Below are 14,781 nucleotides of genomic sequence, written 5' to 3' on the forward strand. Positions count from 1 at the left end.
CGGCTTCACGCAGCCTTCGGCATGGCCGCCAACGTGCGGCCGTGCTGGGCCGCCTGCTCTTCGGCGCGGACCCGCAACTCGTCGGCCAGCTCGGTGAACTGGTCGAGGGCGGGGTTCACCCCGACGAGCGTGAACTCGCGCGTCACCACCTCGAGGTCGAGCTGCCAGACGTCCTCCAGGATGCGGCGCATCCAGGCTGTGGCGTGGTCCCAGCCCTCCCGGGGTGTGCCAGCGGAGTAGTTGCCACCCTGCACCGTGACCAGGACGGCCGGCTTGCCCACGGTCGCGGGCACGGCGCCGGGTGCCATCCGCGGGTCGGTCAGCACGAGGTCGACGTAGGACTTGAAGTGCTGCGAGACGCCGAAGTTGTAGAGCGGCACGGCGAACAGCAGCGCGTCGGCACCGGCGAGCTCGTCGGTCAGCTCGGCGGCCAGGGCGACCGCGGCGACCTGGGCCGCCGTGCGCTCGGACTCGGGCGTCGCGGATGCGGCGACGGCGTCGGCCCAGCTGTCGGCGGGCACGGGGTCGGTGCCGACGTGACGGCGGGTCACCTCGGCGCCCGCGTGCACGGCACTCCACTCGGTTTCCACGATGTCACCGAGCGCTCGGCTGGTGGAGCCCTCGGTGCGGATGCTGGCGTCCAGGCGGAACAGGGTCATGACACTCCTTCGATCGTTCCCGGGTCGGCGACCCGGGCTTCGGTTACGATGGGTAACCCTGCCCGCCGGGTTCCCGTTACCGCAAACGATCCCCTGTTACCCGGCAGTAACCACGGGAGACCCCATGACGGACCAGACCGCGCTGGAGACGTTGCAGGCCCGGCTCCACCAGTCGATGCCCACGATGGCCGAGCTGTGCACGAGCGAGGACCCGGAACTCTTCCGGTCACTGCTGTCCCGGATGGGCGACAAGTGGACGCTGTTGGTGATCGGGGTGCTCGGCGACGAGCGGCGGCGGTTCACCGAGCTCTCCGAGGTCATCCCCGGCATCTCACGCCGGATGCTGACCGTGACGCTGCGCGCACTCGAGCGCGACGGGCTCGTCTCGCGGACGGTCCACGCCGAGGTGCCGCCCCGCGTCGAGTACGAGCTCACCGACCTCGGACGGTCGCTGCAGTACGTGGCCCTCGCCCTCGCCGACTGGGTGCGGGAACACCAGCAGGTGATCGCCGGCAACCGGCAGGACTTCGACGGCGACGGTGATGCCCGAGATCGATGACGACGGCGGCGCTCGCGCGCGATGACGACGCGCGCTGCGGGCTCAGCGATCGAGGAGGACCGGCAACTCGCGATCGGTCTCGGCGACCTGGGTGAGCTTCATGGCGACGGGTCGGAGCGGCCGTGACATCAACACCTTGTTCACCCAGCCACTGGTCCCCGTCCATGACCAGATCCCAGACAGGAGCGGTCGGGCCGCCTCAGCGCTTCGTTCGGTCACGCCGGGGTCGGGCGGACCCGTGGAGTGCGAAGCCGATCGCACCGACGATCGCAGCCAGCAATCCCATCGCCGCGATGACCAGCCCTCCGGCTACGAGTCCGACGGAGTGGACGCCCGCACCGAGGAGCGCCATCACGAACCCCGCGACCAGAGCCCCAAGACCGAACGCAAGGGCGAGCACACGAAGCGGAACGCGGCATAGCATCGTTCCATCCAACTCTCCGAGAACCGCGCGCGGTAGCGGAGTGACGCCCGTGCCCGGATGCGGCGATCACCCCCGGTCCGTCGACGGCTGCGCTCCGGACCTCCGCGACGACGGCGGGAGCGCCCCGATCTGCCCGAGGATGCCGAGCACGTCCGGCTGGCCGACCTCGTCGACGATCAGTCCCTCGTCGAAACGGTAGAAGTTGCTCGCGTTCGCGACCACCGTCCTCCCCGTGGCGGGGACACCGAGGAACTCGCCGTCGTGCGTGCCGCGGAGTTCGAAACGTGCTGCGACTGTGTCGCCCTCGACAACGATGCGGTCGATGCTCCACTGGATGTCAGAGAACGCGCCCCGCATGATCGTCAGGATCTGCAGGTACCCCGGCAGTCCGCGCAGCGGCTCGGGCGAGAACGGCGTCAAGAACGCCGCTTCCGGTGCGATGACCGTCTCACCGATGGACGGGTCGGCGCTGTTGATGAAGTCAACGAATCGCAGGAAGGAGAGGCGTGTGCCTGTGGTCATGGACAACTACTTTACATAGCAACTAGATGCCGTAGAGTCGAAGCATGAGCACGGACCTCGCCCCCCTCCATGGAATCGACGCCCCGGATGACCGGACTGGGCGAGCGGCGCGTCTTCACGAGTACTTCGCCGCGCTGGTGCGGCACGAGACCGACGTGTGGAACACGGTCGAGAAGCGGATGCGGGGCGAGGGTGTGCTGAGCCTGGCCCGACTGGAAGTGTTGCGGATCGTCCAGGCAGCCCCATCGGGCGCCCGGGTGCAGGACGTCGCGACCGGCGTCGGGACGTCGATCGCTGCAGCCAGTCGCTTGCTCGACCGGCTCGCCGCCGATGGTTTCCTCGAGCGTGCGACGGACCCGGACGATCGGCGCAGTGTCCGCAGTGTGCTCTCACCCCAGGGGAGAGACGCCTTCGCCCTCGCGGACGAGCGGTTCGACCAAGCGCTGGACGCCGTGCTCTCGGATGCCGATGCCGCGGCGATCGCAGACGGCATCGCGGCACTCGACCGCCTGCAGTCGACGTTGGAGGCAAGGCGATGACGGCCACCATGCGGGCCGTCGTGATCGACGCACCCGGTGGCCCCGACGTGTTGCACCTCCGTGAGCTGCCGATCCCGATCCCAGGCCCAGGCCAGGTGCTGATCCGTGTGGAAGCGTTCGGGCTCAACCGGTCCGAGCTGCACTTCCGCCGCGGCATGGGCCATTTCGGGACCTTCCCACGGGTGCCCGGGATCGAGGCTGTCGGGACCGTGGAGGCAGCCCCGGGTGGTGAGCACGCAGTGGGGACTACGGTCGCGGCGCTCATGGGTGGCATGGGCCGTGACTTCGACGGCGGCTACGCCGAGTACACCCTCGTCCCAGCCAGCAGCGTCGTGCCGTTCACCAGCGCCCTCGACTGGGCCACCATCGGTGCCGTCCCGGAGATGCTGCAGACTGCACACGGGTCGCTCACCGTCGGCGTCGACGCCCGCCGGGGCGACACGATCCTGGTCCGTGGTGGCACGTCATCAGTCGGGCTCGCGTGCATCGTGCTGGCGAAGCAGCAGGGCATGACCGTCATCGCCACCACTCGCAACCCGGACCGCGCCGAGCGACTGCACGCCACTGGTGCGGACCACGTCGTGGTGGACACGGGCAGGATCGCCGACACGGTCCGTCGAATCGTGCCGGACGGCGTCAACGGAGCGGTCGAGTTGATCGGCACCGGCACGCTGCCCGACACGCTCCGGGCCACAGCCGTCCACGGCACCGTGTCGTTCAGCGGGATGCTCTCCGACGTCTGGACCATCCCCGACTTCTACCCGATGGCGGTGATCCCCAACGGGGTGCGCCTCACCGCGTACTCCGGCGAAGCGAGCGACCTGCCGGCATCGGTGCTGCAGACGTTCCTCGACACCGTCGCAGCCGGCACCGTGCAGGTCCCGATCGCGAAGGTGTATCCACTCGAGGAGATCGTGCAGGCCCACCGCGACATGGAGGACGGGACCCGGTCAGGCAAGCTCGTCGTCACCATCCGATGATGGGTACGGGCTCCCCGGAACCCGCTCTCGGGGTGGAACCCGTTCGTCCTCGACAAGGGCGCCAGCCAGTGCAAGTCAGGAAGGTCTGATGTCTCCTCGCAGCTACAAGCAGATTTCGGTGGCCCGCAACTGACGGACGGGAGGCCCGGTGCCAGCTGGCACCGGGCCTCCAGTCCGTCAGCGGCACGCGTCCAGGGCCCGCGCTCCTGTCGTGGCGTCCCACGCGTGCTGCCGTGCCCGGCAGCACCGTCCGGTCACCCCCGGGTCAAGGGCTGTTCACCCGCTGCCGCTAACCCTGCTTGTCGGACCGCCACCCGAGGGTCCCGATACCGGAGGACCCATGAACACCCGCACCGCGCTGTCCTGCGTTGCCGTCGCTGCCCTCGCCTCGCTGGTGTTCGCGACACCGGCGCACGCCGACGAGGCCAGCTTCTACAGCAGCAAGCAGCCCTACATCGCCCCCAGCCAGTCGGACATCGACGCCTACTCGCCGGCACCGACGGGCTACGCACCCGTCGCCACGGAGTCGGTCGCCCGACACGGATCCCGGGGACTCTCCGCGTACAAGTACGACGCGCTGCTGCACCGTCTCGCCGCGACCGCGCAGGCCGAGAACGGGTTCCTGACGCCGGAGATCGGGAGGGAGTTCTCCGCGAACCTCGATGCCATCACCGCGGCGAACGTCGCGAACGGCTACGGCATGCTCACGGGTCGGGGCGCCGCCCAGCACCAGGGCATCGGAGCGCGAGCCGCGCAGCGCAACAAGCAGCTGTTCGCAGCTGCGGCGAAGACGGGCGGGCGAGTGGTCGCCGAGACCTCGGGTGAGTCTCGCGCCACGGAGTCGGGCGAGAACTTCTTGCGGGGCTTCGGGGCCGCGGGCGTCACGCTCGAACCGCGCCCTGACCTGCTCTACTTCCACGACGTCGAGAACCCGGACGGCACCGAGAAGGTGCAAGGGTCGCCCGAGCGCCAGCGCGCCCAGGCGTACGAGGACTACGTCGCCGAACAGACCGGTGACGGCGGCACGATCGCGGCAGCCATGCAGTACATCGAGGCGAAGCCGCGATCCGTCGAAGCGGCGAACGACCTGCTCTCCGGCATCTTCACGCCCGGGTTCATCGCCGCGATCGGCACGGACAAGGCACACACCTGGTACAACACCGCCGACGGCTCGAAGGGCGGCGCGGTGGCGTGCGCGCCCGGCGCCGACACGAAGGCCGATCCCGATGCCTGCGGCGATCGGAAGAAGTCGATCACGAGCACCGTCGATGCGGCGATGTCGCTGTACAACCTGTACATCATCGCGGCCGACATGCAAGAGGAGAACGTCGCTCCGCACCAGTTCGACTTCGCGCAATACTTCGCTGGCCGGCCGGCGGATGCCGAGTGGTTCGCGTACCTGCTCGACGCCGAGGACTTCTACGAGAAGGGTCCGAGCCTCGCCGGGCACGACGAGACCTACTCGATCGCCGAGCCCCTGCTCGACGACTTCTTCGCCACGATCGACGCCCGCGTCGCCGGCGGCGACGTGGTCGCGACCTTCCGCTTCGCGCACGCCGAGACGATCATCCCGTTCGCTGCGCTGCTGCGTCTGCCGGGCTCCACCGTCGCCGCGCCCGACAACGCTGCTCCGACCTCGGACGCCGACGTCTACGACGACGCCACCAACCCGTGGCGAGGCTCCCAGGTGACGCCGATGGCGGCGAACGTGCAGTGGGACGTCGTGTCACGAGCAGGCATCGACCCCGCTACCGGAGCGGCCTACACGCCGCTCGTGCGCATGCTCTACAACGAGCGGGAGATCGCGTTCGTTTCCGGATGCCGTGCGGTCGCCGCAGGGTCGCACTGGGTCAAGGAGACCGAGCTCAAGCACTGCCTCACCGGCACGGCGATGTCCGAGAGCCCGCTGATCGCTGCAGCCGCGTCAGGGCAGACCGCGACGCCCACCGCGGAGCCCACGCCGACCCCGGCGACGACGCCGACGGTGACTCCGGCGGCGCAGGGCGCCGGCACACCGACAGCCCGGGCGACGGGCACGCTGGCCGCGACCGGTGCAGAGTCGCCTGCCGGACCGGCGTTGCTCGCGACGCTGCTCTTCCTGGCCGGTGCCGGGACTCTGATCCTGAGTCGCCGGCGTCGCCCCACCGAGTGACTCCGACGCGGAGTCGCGGCTTCTCGACATGACCAGCCGGTACCGGCGCACCGCGCCAGCGGGGTGACGGCCGGACTGGAGGTGGGCCCCACCAGCCGGTACCGGCGCACCGCGCCAGCGGGGTGACGGCCGTGCCTGGAGGTGGGCCCCACCAGCCGGTACCGGCGCACCGCGCCAGCGGGGTGACGGCCGTGCCTGGAGGGACGGTGCCAGCTGGCACCGGGCCTCCAGTCCGTCAGCGGCTCGAGTCCACGGCCACGCACGACGCGACCACGCCGCTCACCAGGGCGGCGGAAGCCGCGAAACGAGCCGACCCCCAGCTGCTCCTTCCTCGGGAGCCCTCCTGGTCGTATGGTTTACAGCGTTGTAAACGGGCCGCCGCAGGGACGGCCCGCAGGTCACGGCCGTTGCACGGCCCGATGGACGACGACGTCCACGAGGAGCACCCACTTGCGCCCCATCTCCTTCCGATCCCGAGGGCTGCGCCGTGCGCTGTCGTCGGGCATCGTCGCTGCGACCGCCCTCGGCATGCTCGGGATCGCCGCGATCCCGGCCGCCGCGGACCCCGCAGCCGACCGCACCGTCGTCTCGGGCCAGGCCCGGTTCGAGGTGCTCTCCCCCACCCTGATCCGCACCGAGTACGCCGGTGACTCGCAGTTCACCGACGGCAGCACCTTCAACGTCATCGGCCGCGACGACTTCGCACCCACGACGTTCACGAAGACCGAGCGGGACGGCTGGCTGACCCTCGACACGGGCGCGATGACCGTCCGGTACAAGGAGGGCTCGGGGGCATTCACGCAGGACTCCCTGCAGACCACCGTGACCACGGCCTCCGGGCAGCGGGTCACCGGCACGCCGTGGGTGTCGACGCCCACCCCCTCGTGCACGATCGGATCGCTCTGCGAGGCCGAGACGCTCGGGCTCACCGGCCTGTCGCTCGCCACCGACCACACGGGCTTCACCGGAGCCGGGTTCGCCGCGGGCTTCGAGTCCGTCGGCAACGCGATGACCTTCACGACCACGGCGGAACGGGCCGGCTCGTACGACCTCGCCCTGCGCTACGCGAACTCGCAGGGCGGCGACGGCCAGGTCGCCACCCGCACCCTCAGCCTGACCGTCGACGGCGGCGCCGCGAAGACGATCCGGCTCGCACCCGGCGCGAACTGGGACGACTGGAAGACCACCGCCGCCACGACGCTCGACCTGCCCGCAGGCGAGCACCGTGTGCGCATCGAACGCACCGCGGACGACTCCGGCCGGGTGAACGTCGACAGCCTGGCCCTGGTCAGCACGGGTGCCGCCTACCCGGCACCGTCGACCACGGTCACCGGTGAGGACTGCGCGTTCGGCACCGTGTGCCAGGCCGAGGACTCGGCACGGACCGCTCCGGCGACGACCGCCACCAACCACAACGGCTTCGCCGGAGTCGGCTTCGTCGCCGGGTTCGAGCGTGCCGGGGCGCAGCTGACGACCCACATCACCGGGGTGCCCGCCGCGGGCGACTACGCCCTGCAGGTCCGCTACGCCAACGGCTCAGCCGGCACCCCGACGCTCACCGCGGCCCCGACCGGTCAGCAGTCGACCACTGCACCGCTCCCGAGGACGAGCGGCTGGGACTACTGGAACACCGCCACCGTGCCGGTGCACCTGGCCGCCGGCACGAACGACGTCGTGATCGGGTGCCCGACCGTGACGAACAACTGCAACGTGAACTTCGACACCGTCGCTGTGGTCAACACCGCGTCGCCGGTCCTCGCCGCACACGCACCGCTCGGCGGGTACCGACGGGACCTCGACACCGCCAACGGATCGGTGAAGACCAACCCGGGCCTGCTCTACCAGGACGGCTGGTCGCTCCTCGACGACAGCGCCTCGGCGCTGTACGACCAGGCGACCGACACCGTCATCCCCGCCGGCGACCACGGCGGCGAGCGCTACCAGGACGGCTACGTCTTCGGGTACGGCAGCGACTACCGTCATGCCCTGCAGGAGCTCGCCGTCCTGACCGGTCCGACGAAGCTGCTCCCCCGTTGGGCGTACGGCATCTGGTACTCCGAGTACTACGACCGCTCGCAGGCCGACTACCTGGCGATCGCGAAGCAGTTCCAGGACGAAGGCGTCCCCGTCGACGTCATGGCGATCGACACCGACTACAAGATCGGCAGCCCCACCAACCAGGGCGACAGCAAGTGGAACGGCTGGTCGGTTGACCCGTCCCGGATCCCGGACATGACCGGCCTGCTCGCCGACTGGCACGCCGAAGGCATCCACAACACCCTCAACATCCACCCGTCGATCTCGAGCCAGGACCCGCAGTTCGCGAAGGCCCAGGCCACCGCGAAGGGCAAGCTCACCAAGGGCGACGGCGACCGGTACCTGTTCGACTGGTCCGACCCGGACCAGCTCAAGGCGTACTTCGATCTGCACACCTCGCTGCAGCCGAAGGGCGTCGACATGTGGTGGCTCGACTGGTGCTGCAGCGAGAACTCGAAGTACTCGGCGAACGGCGTCACCCCCGACGCGTTCATCAACCAGCAGTACGCGAAGTACACGGACCAGGCGCTCGGCGGCCGCGGGCTCGCGTTCTCGCGGGCGTACGGCTCGCTGACCGCCGGTGGCTACGGCAACCCGCAGGCGGTCCCGACCGGCCCGTGGGCGGACAAGCGCACGACTGTGCACTTCACCGGCGACACCACGTCGTCGTGGGACATGCTGCTCGCCGAGGTCGGCTACACCCCCGGTGAGTCCGCCGCGACCGGTCTGGCCTCGGTCAGCCACGACATCGGTGGCCACAACGGTGCGCAGTACGGCATCGAGGGCGCCGAGGAGGGCACGACCCAGCTGCCCGAGGACCTCTACGCTCGCTGGGTGCAGCTCGGCACCTTCCAGCCGATCGACCGCCTGCACAGCAACCACAGCGACCGACTGCCGTGGCAGTACCCGGCCGCTGCCGAGGCGTCGGCGAAGCGGTTCCTGAACCTCCGCGAGGCCCTGGTCCCCCTGACCTACACGCTCGCCGCCCAGGCGACCGAGACGGGCACCCCGATCCTGCAGCCGCTCTACCTGCAGTACCCCGGGGCGCAGGAGTCCTACGCCCAGGCCGGCTCGGAGTACCTGTACGGCCAGGACGTGCTCGTCGCCCCGGTCACCACCGCGCACGACGACTCCGGCAAGGCGACCCGCTCCGTCTGGTTCCCGGCCGGCAGCTCGTGGACCGACTGGTTCACCGGTAAGACGTACGCCGGAGGCACCACCGCCGACGTGACGACCGACCTGAACAGCATGCCGGTGTTCGTGAAGAGTGGCGGCATCGTCCCCACCCGCTCGGAGCAGGTCCGGAACGACGCCGCACCGCTCGACGCCGTCACCCTGACGGTGGCGACCGGCGCGGACGGCTCGTTCGACCTGCACGAAGACGCCGGCGAAGACAGCGCTGCGGACAGCACTCCGGGAGCCGCCGCGGAGTCGAGCGCGATGACCACGGCCGCCGCGTCTGCGAAGGCCGCGGCGGGCAGCGCCTCCACCGCCGTCCGCTACACGCAGCAGGCGACCGGCGGCTCGCTCGCCATCGCCCCCGCCGACGGCTCCTTCGCCGGCCAGGTGCAGGACCGCTCGTGGACGGCGACGTTCACGAACGCGGACCGCCCCCGCACCGTCACCATCGACGGCCGGGTGATCGCGGACACCGCCTGGACCTACGACGCCGACACCCGCACCATCAGCGTGCCGGTCGACGAACGGTCCGTGACGAAGCGAACGGTCGTCGCCTTCAGCAGCGAGGCGGCGGCGACCCCCGTCCTGCAGGTCGAGTCGCCTCGGGTGGACGCCGGCGACACCCAGACCGTGACCGGCGCCGGGTTCCCGGCGGACACCGACGTGGCGCTGGCGACCGCACCACGCATCGGTGGTGCCACCGCGCACACCGACGCGAGTGGTGCGTTCTCGGCCGACCTGCGGGTGCCGGGCACCGCGTCCGGTCGAGTGACCGTCACCGCGTCGGTCGACGGTGTGGCCCTGGCGAGGGCCGCCTTCACCGTGGAGGCTGCGGCTGCTCCGGCGCCGACCACCTCGCCGGGTGCAGGCACGCCGGGCAGCGGCGCTCCGACGCCGGGTGACAACGGATCCGGTACACCGGGCGCGGCAGCGCCGGGCAACGGAGGCGCGGATGCGGGCAGCGACCCGGGCGGTGCACTGGCCTGGACGGGCGCGAACCTGCTCCCCCTCGGGCTGTTGGCGGCGGCACTGCTCGCGGCCGGTGGACTCGTGTGGACGCTGCGCAGTCGGCGACGCCGGTTGCGTGGCTGACCCCGCCTGAGCGGTCACCCGTCACGGGCAGATGACGGACGGACTGGAGGCCCGGTGCCAGCTGGCACCGGGCCTCCAGTCCGCCCGTGGTCGCGCTGCAGATCCCCCGTCACGCGTCCGCAGGAGGGTTGCGGCCGAAGACACTTCCTAGACAAAACGTTCTACGTCTGACATGTTAACGGCTGAACGTCAGCATCAAGAGAGGGAGTAGTCGATGAACACGATCGGTCAACAGACTCGGCGAATCGCCGCAGGCTTCGCCGCAGTCGCCGTCGGGGGGACGGTGTTCCTCGGCGCGATCCCCGCGCATGCGCAGAGCGACGTCGAGGGCGAGGGGTCGTCGGCGGATGGTCTGAGACCAGCGCGACCGTCGAGGGCGCAGAAACCGGGATGTCGGTGTTCGCGGTGAACCACCGTGGCGCATCGGAACGGAAGACGATCAGCGGGACGACGCACAAGCGCTCGCACGGTTGGACCACCTGGGCAGGCGTGCGGCACTACACGCGCGCGCGACTCGAGCACGGCAGCAGGATCATCGCTGACTCTGGCCGGAAGTGGGGCAGGTCCGGCACCGAAGCCGTGACCGTGTGGAAGCCGTACCGGCCGAACCAGCCCGGCAACGGTGTCGGTACCGCGAAGACCTACTACGGCAGGTGACACATCGCAGCGGGTGCGAGTCGACGGCTCGCACCCGCTGTGGCGTGAGGAGAAGACGTGACGAAGCAACAGATCACGGCGATCGCGGGCCTGCTGCTGCTGGCCATGCTGTTGACGGTCTTGATCGGGGTGTTCGACGCTCGCCGACGTGTGATCGCGGCGGAAGGCAACGACCTCCGTACGGGCCAGAGCGCGTGGGTGACCGCGACACTCGACGATCTCGAGCGGGCGCGGAGCGCGTTCGAACCGGGAACCAAGGTGTTCGTGGAACTCGAGGATCGTGTCCGCGCCGTTGCGATCCTGTCCGGACAGTGGGCAGACGTCCCACTGCACGACGGGCACGCACTGACCGGGCGCGCCGGCGAAGCCCTCGCCGGCGCCGACGTCAGCGTCCACGGTGATGACATGGCGGTCGGTGGCAAGACCTACAACGTGGTGGGGCGACTCGGCGTCCGGGCCGACAGCCTGCTGTCCGACGATGTGGTCCTCGCTGATCCGTCGCGGTTCTCGGCGTCACCACAGCGGCTACTCCTGGACGGCCCGAACAGCGTCCGCCACTACAGCGCAGAGTTCCCCGGCAGGAGCGTCGAGATCATCGACGACGGCACGAACCGCAGGACGAACGTCGACGCCGTTTCGCCGGTCCTGGTCGCGCTCGGCGCACTCGTCGTCATGCTCATCGCCGTGGTCGCAGGTCTTCAGGCCGGACGATGGGAACTCCGCACCGCCGCCGTCCGCTTCACCACCGGGATCCGACCGCTGACCACCCTTCGCAGCGCGGCCGCCAGAGTCGCTGTCATCGGCAGCGCCGCCTGTACGACCGCCCTCGCGGGCGCGGCAGTCGTCAGGCAGACCACCCCCCTCGACCTCGACGTCACCACCGCAGTCGTCGCGGTCGGAACCGTCGTGCTTGCCGTGTCCGTCGCTTCGTTCTGGCAGGGAACCCGACGATGGAACTGCTGAACGACCTCCGGTCCAACTGGACGATCATCGTCGCCAAGATCGTCTTGCTCGTGCTGCTCGCACTCTGCTGGTACAACGTGGCGTCGTTCACCCAGTCCACCTCGCAGGCCGTGGCTCAGGGCCTGTCCGCTGATGCCGACGTCGACCTCTACACGGTGGTCGACGATCTCGACCCGGACGCTTTCGAAGCGATCCGGCAGGACCAGCACGCGGTCGACGCAGTCGCAGCATTCGCCGACCGCATCGATGCCGAGCCCGGATTCGACTTCATCTCCTCGTACGACCAACCCGTCACCGTCCAGGACTTCCGCGGCGACGACCGCTTCGACGTCGGTTACGGCACCGAGTACACGCTCAAGGGGAAGTACCAGGACGAGTCCGGCAGGACCGTTCAGGACATCAAGTCCATCCAGCTCAACGAGACCGCGTACGAGTTCGCGGGGCTCTCCGTTCAGGACGGCGTGCCGATCGATTGGGACGCTGTCGACTGGGGATCTGGCCGGATCCCGGTGCTGCTCGGCAACGAGTACCGCGGCGTGTACGAGGTCGGAGCGCGATTCACCGGAGCGGTCATCCTGCAGGAGCAGGAGCTCGAAGTCGTCGGTTTCCTCCAACCGGACAGCGCCATGTACTTCCGCGGTGAGGCCAACCACTACCTCGACGACACCGTCATCGTGCCCTACCCGCCGACACTCGCCGGACTCGACCGAGCAGCACTGGACCGACTGGATCCCGAGCTGTTCGGGCGCCTGGTGTTCCAGGTGCTCAACGCCGATCTCGCCGCCGATCACAGCCTCGATTTCGGAGCCGTCGTCGCGCGTCTCGACGCGATCGGAGACGACACCGGCTTCCGGTCGTACACGTTGCTCGGAGTTCCGACCTACCTCGTGCAGCTCTCCCTCGTCCGCCAGCTCATCCAGGACAACCTGCTGCTCATCATCGCGCTGCTCGCCGTCCTCACCGCGGGCGTGGGCATCATCACGGCCTTCCTTCGCCGGCTCCTGCATCACCGTCGAGCGCCTGTGGCGCGGGTCCACCATCTCCTCGGGAGGAGCCCGGATGCCACGAACCGACTATTCCGCGCAAGCCGCCTGACCGAGTACACCGCCGCGCTCGGGCTGCTCCTCGCAATCAGCGCGCTGCTCCCCAACGACAGTGCGATGGCTCGACTCGGAGCCGGCACCGCTCTGCTCCTCTGGTGTGCGGCGGACGGCCTACTCGGCCGACGAGCCGTCCGCATCGAACTGACCCCCCAACCCCGAAGAGGTACCCCACGATGATCGTGCTGCGCGACGTTTCGAAGACCATCACCGAGCCGGACGGATCAACCCGAGCACTGTTCGACCGACTCGACTTCGACCTTCGCGAAGACGATCACTCAGTCGCGATCACCGGGCGCAGCGGATCCGGCAAGAGCACGCTGCTCCGGATCCTCGCCGGCCTCGACACCGACTTCGGCGGGACCTACGAGCACGACGGGCACGTGCTCGAGCGCACCGTACGGAGGATGGCGGCGCACCGACTCCGACACATCGGCATCGTCACCCAGGACCACAGCCTCCTCGGCGACCGCAGCGTGCTCGACAACGTCCGGCTCGGAGTTCCTGCTCGCGCTGACTCGGCAGCCCGAGCACATGAGGCTCTCGAGGCGGTCGGCATCAGTCACCTCGCCGTCAAGCGCCCACGGCGACTGTCGGGAGGAGAAGCGCAGCGCGTCGCGATCGCTCGAGCCATCGCGAAGCGCCCTGCCGTCGTCCTCGCCGATGAGCCCACCGGCGCACTGGACGAGGCGACCGAAGACGACGTGCTCGCCCTCTTCGACCGGCTGCAGCAAGCGGGAACCACGTTCGTGATCGTCACCCACAGTGAGCGGGTTGCACAGCGATGCGGACGGCAACTTCAACTCCAACACGGGGAGCTCATCGAGTGCGGCACGTGATGGAACCAGAGACGAACGGGGCTGCAGCCGCACGTCGATGGTCTTGCTGTTGGCGGGTTCGGCTTCGTCGGCCGTCGGCCGTCGGCCGAAACAGGGACGGTCGAGTTCAGGTAGGGCCTCGTTCCCTCCGCCCAAGGGGCCCGTCTCGCGACGGAGGCCATCCACATCGCCCTTCACCACGCTGCCACGGGTGGAGCGAAGATTACGGTCGTTGACACGGACATTGAGAACGTCGCATCGCAACGAGTCCTCGAGACGAACGGTCTCATCGAGGAATCATGATGAACGGCATCTCGGGCAAGACCAGGGCGATCACGGGCGCTTCGAGAGGCATCGGTGCAGCGACCGCTCGGCACCTCGCACACGCCGGGGCCGACGTCGTCCTCGGGGCTCGTCGGGCGGAGCGTCTCGAGTCGTTGGTCGAGGAGATCACGCAGTCCGGGGGACGGGCGATCGCGGTCCCCATCGACGTCCGCCAACGAGATGACCTCGAGCGGTTCGTCAGCGCTGCTCGTGAGCAGTTCGGTCGACTCGACGTGCTGCTCTCGAACGCCGGCAGCATGGCGATCTCGCCGTTTGACGAGATCCGGGTCGACGACTGGCAGCAGATGATCGACGTGAACCTCACCGGGGTGCTCAACGGGATTGCTGCCGCGCTGCCGGCGTTCCGGGCTCAGGGGTCCGGTCGCTTCATCCACACCGCCTCCACCGCAGCGCACCGGGTCGTCCCGACAATGGGCGTCTACGCGGCCACGAAGACCGCGGTCCGCGTCCTCTCCGAAGGGCTGCGCCAAGAGGCAGGCCCGTCGCTCCGCGTCACGGTCGTCACGCTAGGGATGACCAACACGGAGGGCGTGGGCGTCGGCGCGAGCGCCGATGTCGCTGCGGCACTCATCGAGCAGCGCGATGCCATTGCGATGCCGCCCGAAGCGATCGCACGCGCTGTAGCGTTCGCCATCGAGCAGCCCGACAGCGGCGACGTGGGCGAGATCATCGTCCGACCCACCGCACAGGGCTGAAGATCCGAAACCAAATCGGCGGCCCGGTAGCCGATCGTCATCTGGGCGTCACGGAAGTCT

General features: G+C 69.4%; 12 protein-coding genes and 1 pseudogene. 11 read left to right on the forward strand and 2 right to left on the reverse strand.

Annotated elements, in window-relative coordinates:
- Positions 1-5 precede the first annotated feature (5 nt).
- Entirely contained in the window at positions 6-659 is a 654-nt protein-coding gene (locus tag KK097_RS10120) for an FMN-dependent NADH-azoreductase (RefSeq protein ID WP_214530088.1), read from the reverse strand.
- Between the two features lie 124 nt (positions 660-783).
- Here KK097_RS10120 and KK097_RS10125 point away from each other — a divergent pair, with 124 nt between their 5' ends.
- Entirely contained in the window at positions 784-1,218 is a 435-nt protein-coding gene (locus KK097_RS10125) for a winged helix-turn-helix transcriptional regulator (RefSeq protein ID WP_307858402.1), read from the forward strand.
- Positions 1,219-1,708: 490 nt separating this feature from the next.
- Here the strand turns inward: KK097_RS10125 and KK097_RS10130 are convergent, their stop codons facing one another.
- The gene (locus tag KK097_RS10130) at positions 1,709-2,164 is read right to left on the reverse strand and encodes an ester cyclase (protein WP_214544614.1); all 456 of its coding nucleotides are present in this window, start codon (positions 2,162-2,164) and stop codon (positions 1,709-1,711) included.
- A 44-nt stretch (positions 2,165-2,208) separates the two neighbouring features.
- On the opposite strand from KK097_RS10130, the gene KK097_RS10135 reads away from it, so the two are divergent.
- The 10 genes and pseudogenes from KK097_RS10135 (at position 2,209) to KK097_RS10180 (ending at position 14,721) form a co-directional block, all read left to right on the forward strand.
- Positions 2,209-2,703, forward strand: a complete 495-nt coding sequence (locus KK097_RS10135; RefSeq protein ID WP_214544615.1) for a MarR family transcriptional regulator — start codon at positions 2,209-2,211, stop codon at positions 2,701-2,703.
- Positions 2,700-3,683: a zinc-binding alcohol dehydrogenase family protein gene (locus KK097_RS10140; RefSeq protein ID WP_214544617.1), complete on the forward strand. Its 984-nt coding sequence runs from the start codon at positions 2,700-2,702 to the stop codon at positions 3,681-3,683. The genes KK097_RS10135 and KK097_RS10140 overlap by 4 nt, the downstream gene beginning before the upstream one ends.
- A gap of 340 nt (positions 3,684-4,023) precedes the next feature.
- Positions 4,024-5,835, forward strand: coding sequence for a histidine-type phosphatase (locus tag KK097_RS10145; RefSeq protein WP_214544619.1), 1,812 nt, complete (start codon positions 4,024-4,026; stop codon positions 5,833-5,835).
- Positions 5,836-6,285: 450 nt separating this feature from the next.
- Positions 6,286-10,143 (forward strand): TIM-barrel domain-containing protein, encoded by a 3,858-nt coding sequence (locus KK097_RS10150; RefSeq protein ID WP_214544621.1) that lies wholly within the window; start codon positions 6,286-6,288, stop codon positions 10,141-10,143.
- 390 nt (positions 10,144-10,533) lie between these two features.
- On the forward strand, positions 10,534-10,800 hold the full coding sequence (locus KK097_RS10155; protein WP_214544623.1) for a hypothetical protein: 267 nt from the start codon (positions 10,534-10,536) through the stop codon (positions 10,798-10,800).
- Positions 10,801-10,857: 57 nt separating this feature from the next.
- Positions 10,858-11,763 (forward strand): hypothetical protein, encoded by a 906-nt coding sequence (locus tag KK097_RS10160; protein ID WP_214544625.1) that lies wholly within the window; start codon positions 10,858-10,860, stop codon positions 11,761-11,763.
- Complete coding sequence (locus KK097_RS10165; protein WP_214544626.1) at positions 11,751-13,043, forward strand: hypothetical protein; 1,293 nt, start codon at positions 11,751-11,753, stop codon at positions 13,041-13,043. The genes KK097_RS10160 and KK097_RS10165 overlap by 13 nt, the downstream gene beginning before the upstream one ends.
- Entirely contained in the window at positions 13,040-13,702 is a 663-nt protein-coding gene (locus KK097_RS10170; RefSeq protein WP_214544627.1) for an ABC transporter ATP-binding protein, read from the forward strand. Before KK097_RS10165 ends, KK097_RS10170 begins: the two co-directional genes overlap by 4 nt.
- A 132-nt stretch (positions 13,703-13,834) precedes the next feature.
- Positions 13,835-13,984: pseudogene (locus KK097_RS18810) on the forward strand (GNAT family N-acetyltransferase); the annotation flags it as partial.
- Entirely contained in the window at positions 13,984-14,721 is a 738-nt protein-coding gene (locus KK097_RS10180) for an SDR family oxidoreductase (RefSeq protein ID WP_214544628.1), read from the forward strand. The pseudogene KK097_RS18810 and the gene KK097_RS10180, both read left to right, overlap by 1 nt.
- Positions 14,722-14,781: the final 60 nt, after the last annotated feature.

This window comes from Curtobacterium flaccumfaciens (genome assembly GCF_018598405.1).
Taxonomy (GTDB): Bacteria; Actinomycetota; Actinomycetes; order Actinomycetales; family Microbacteriaceae; genus Curtobacterium; species Curtobacterium aurantiacum.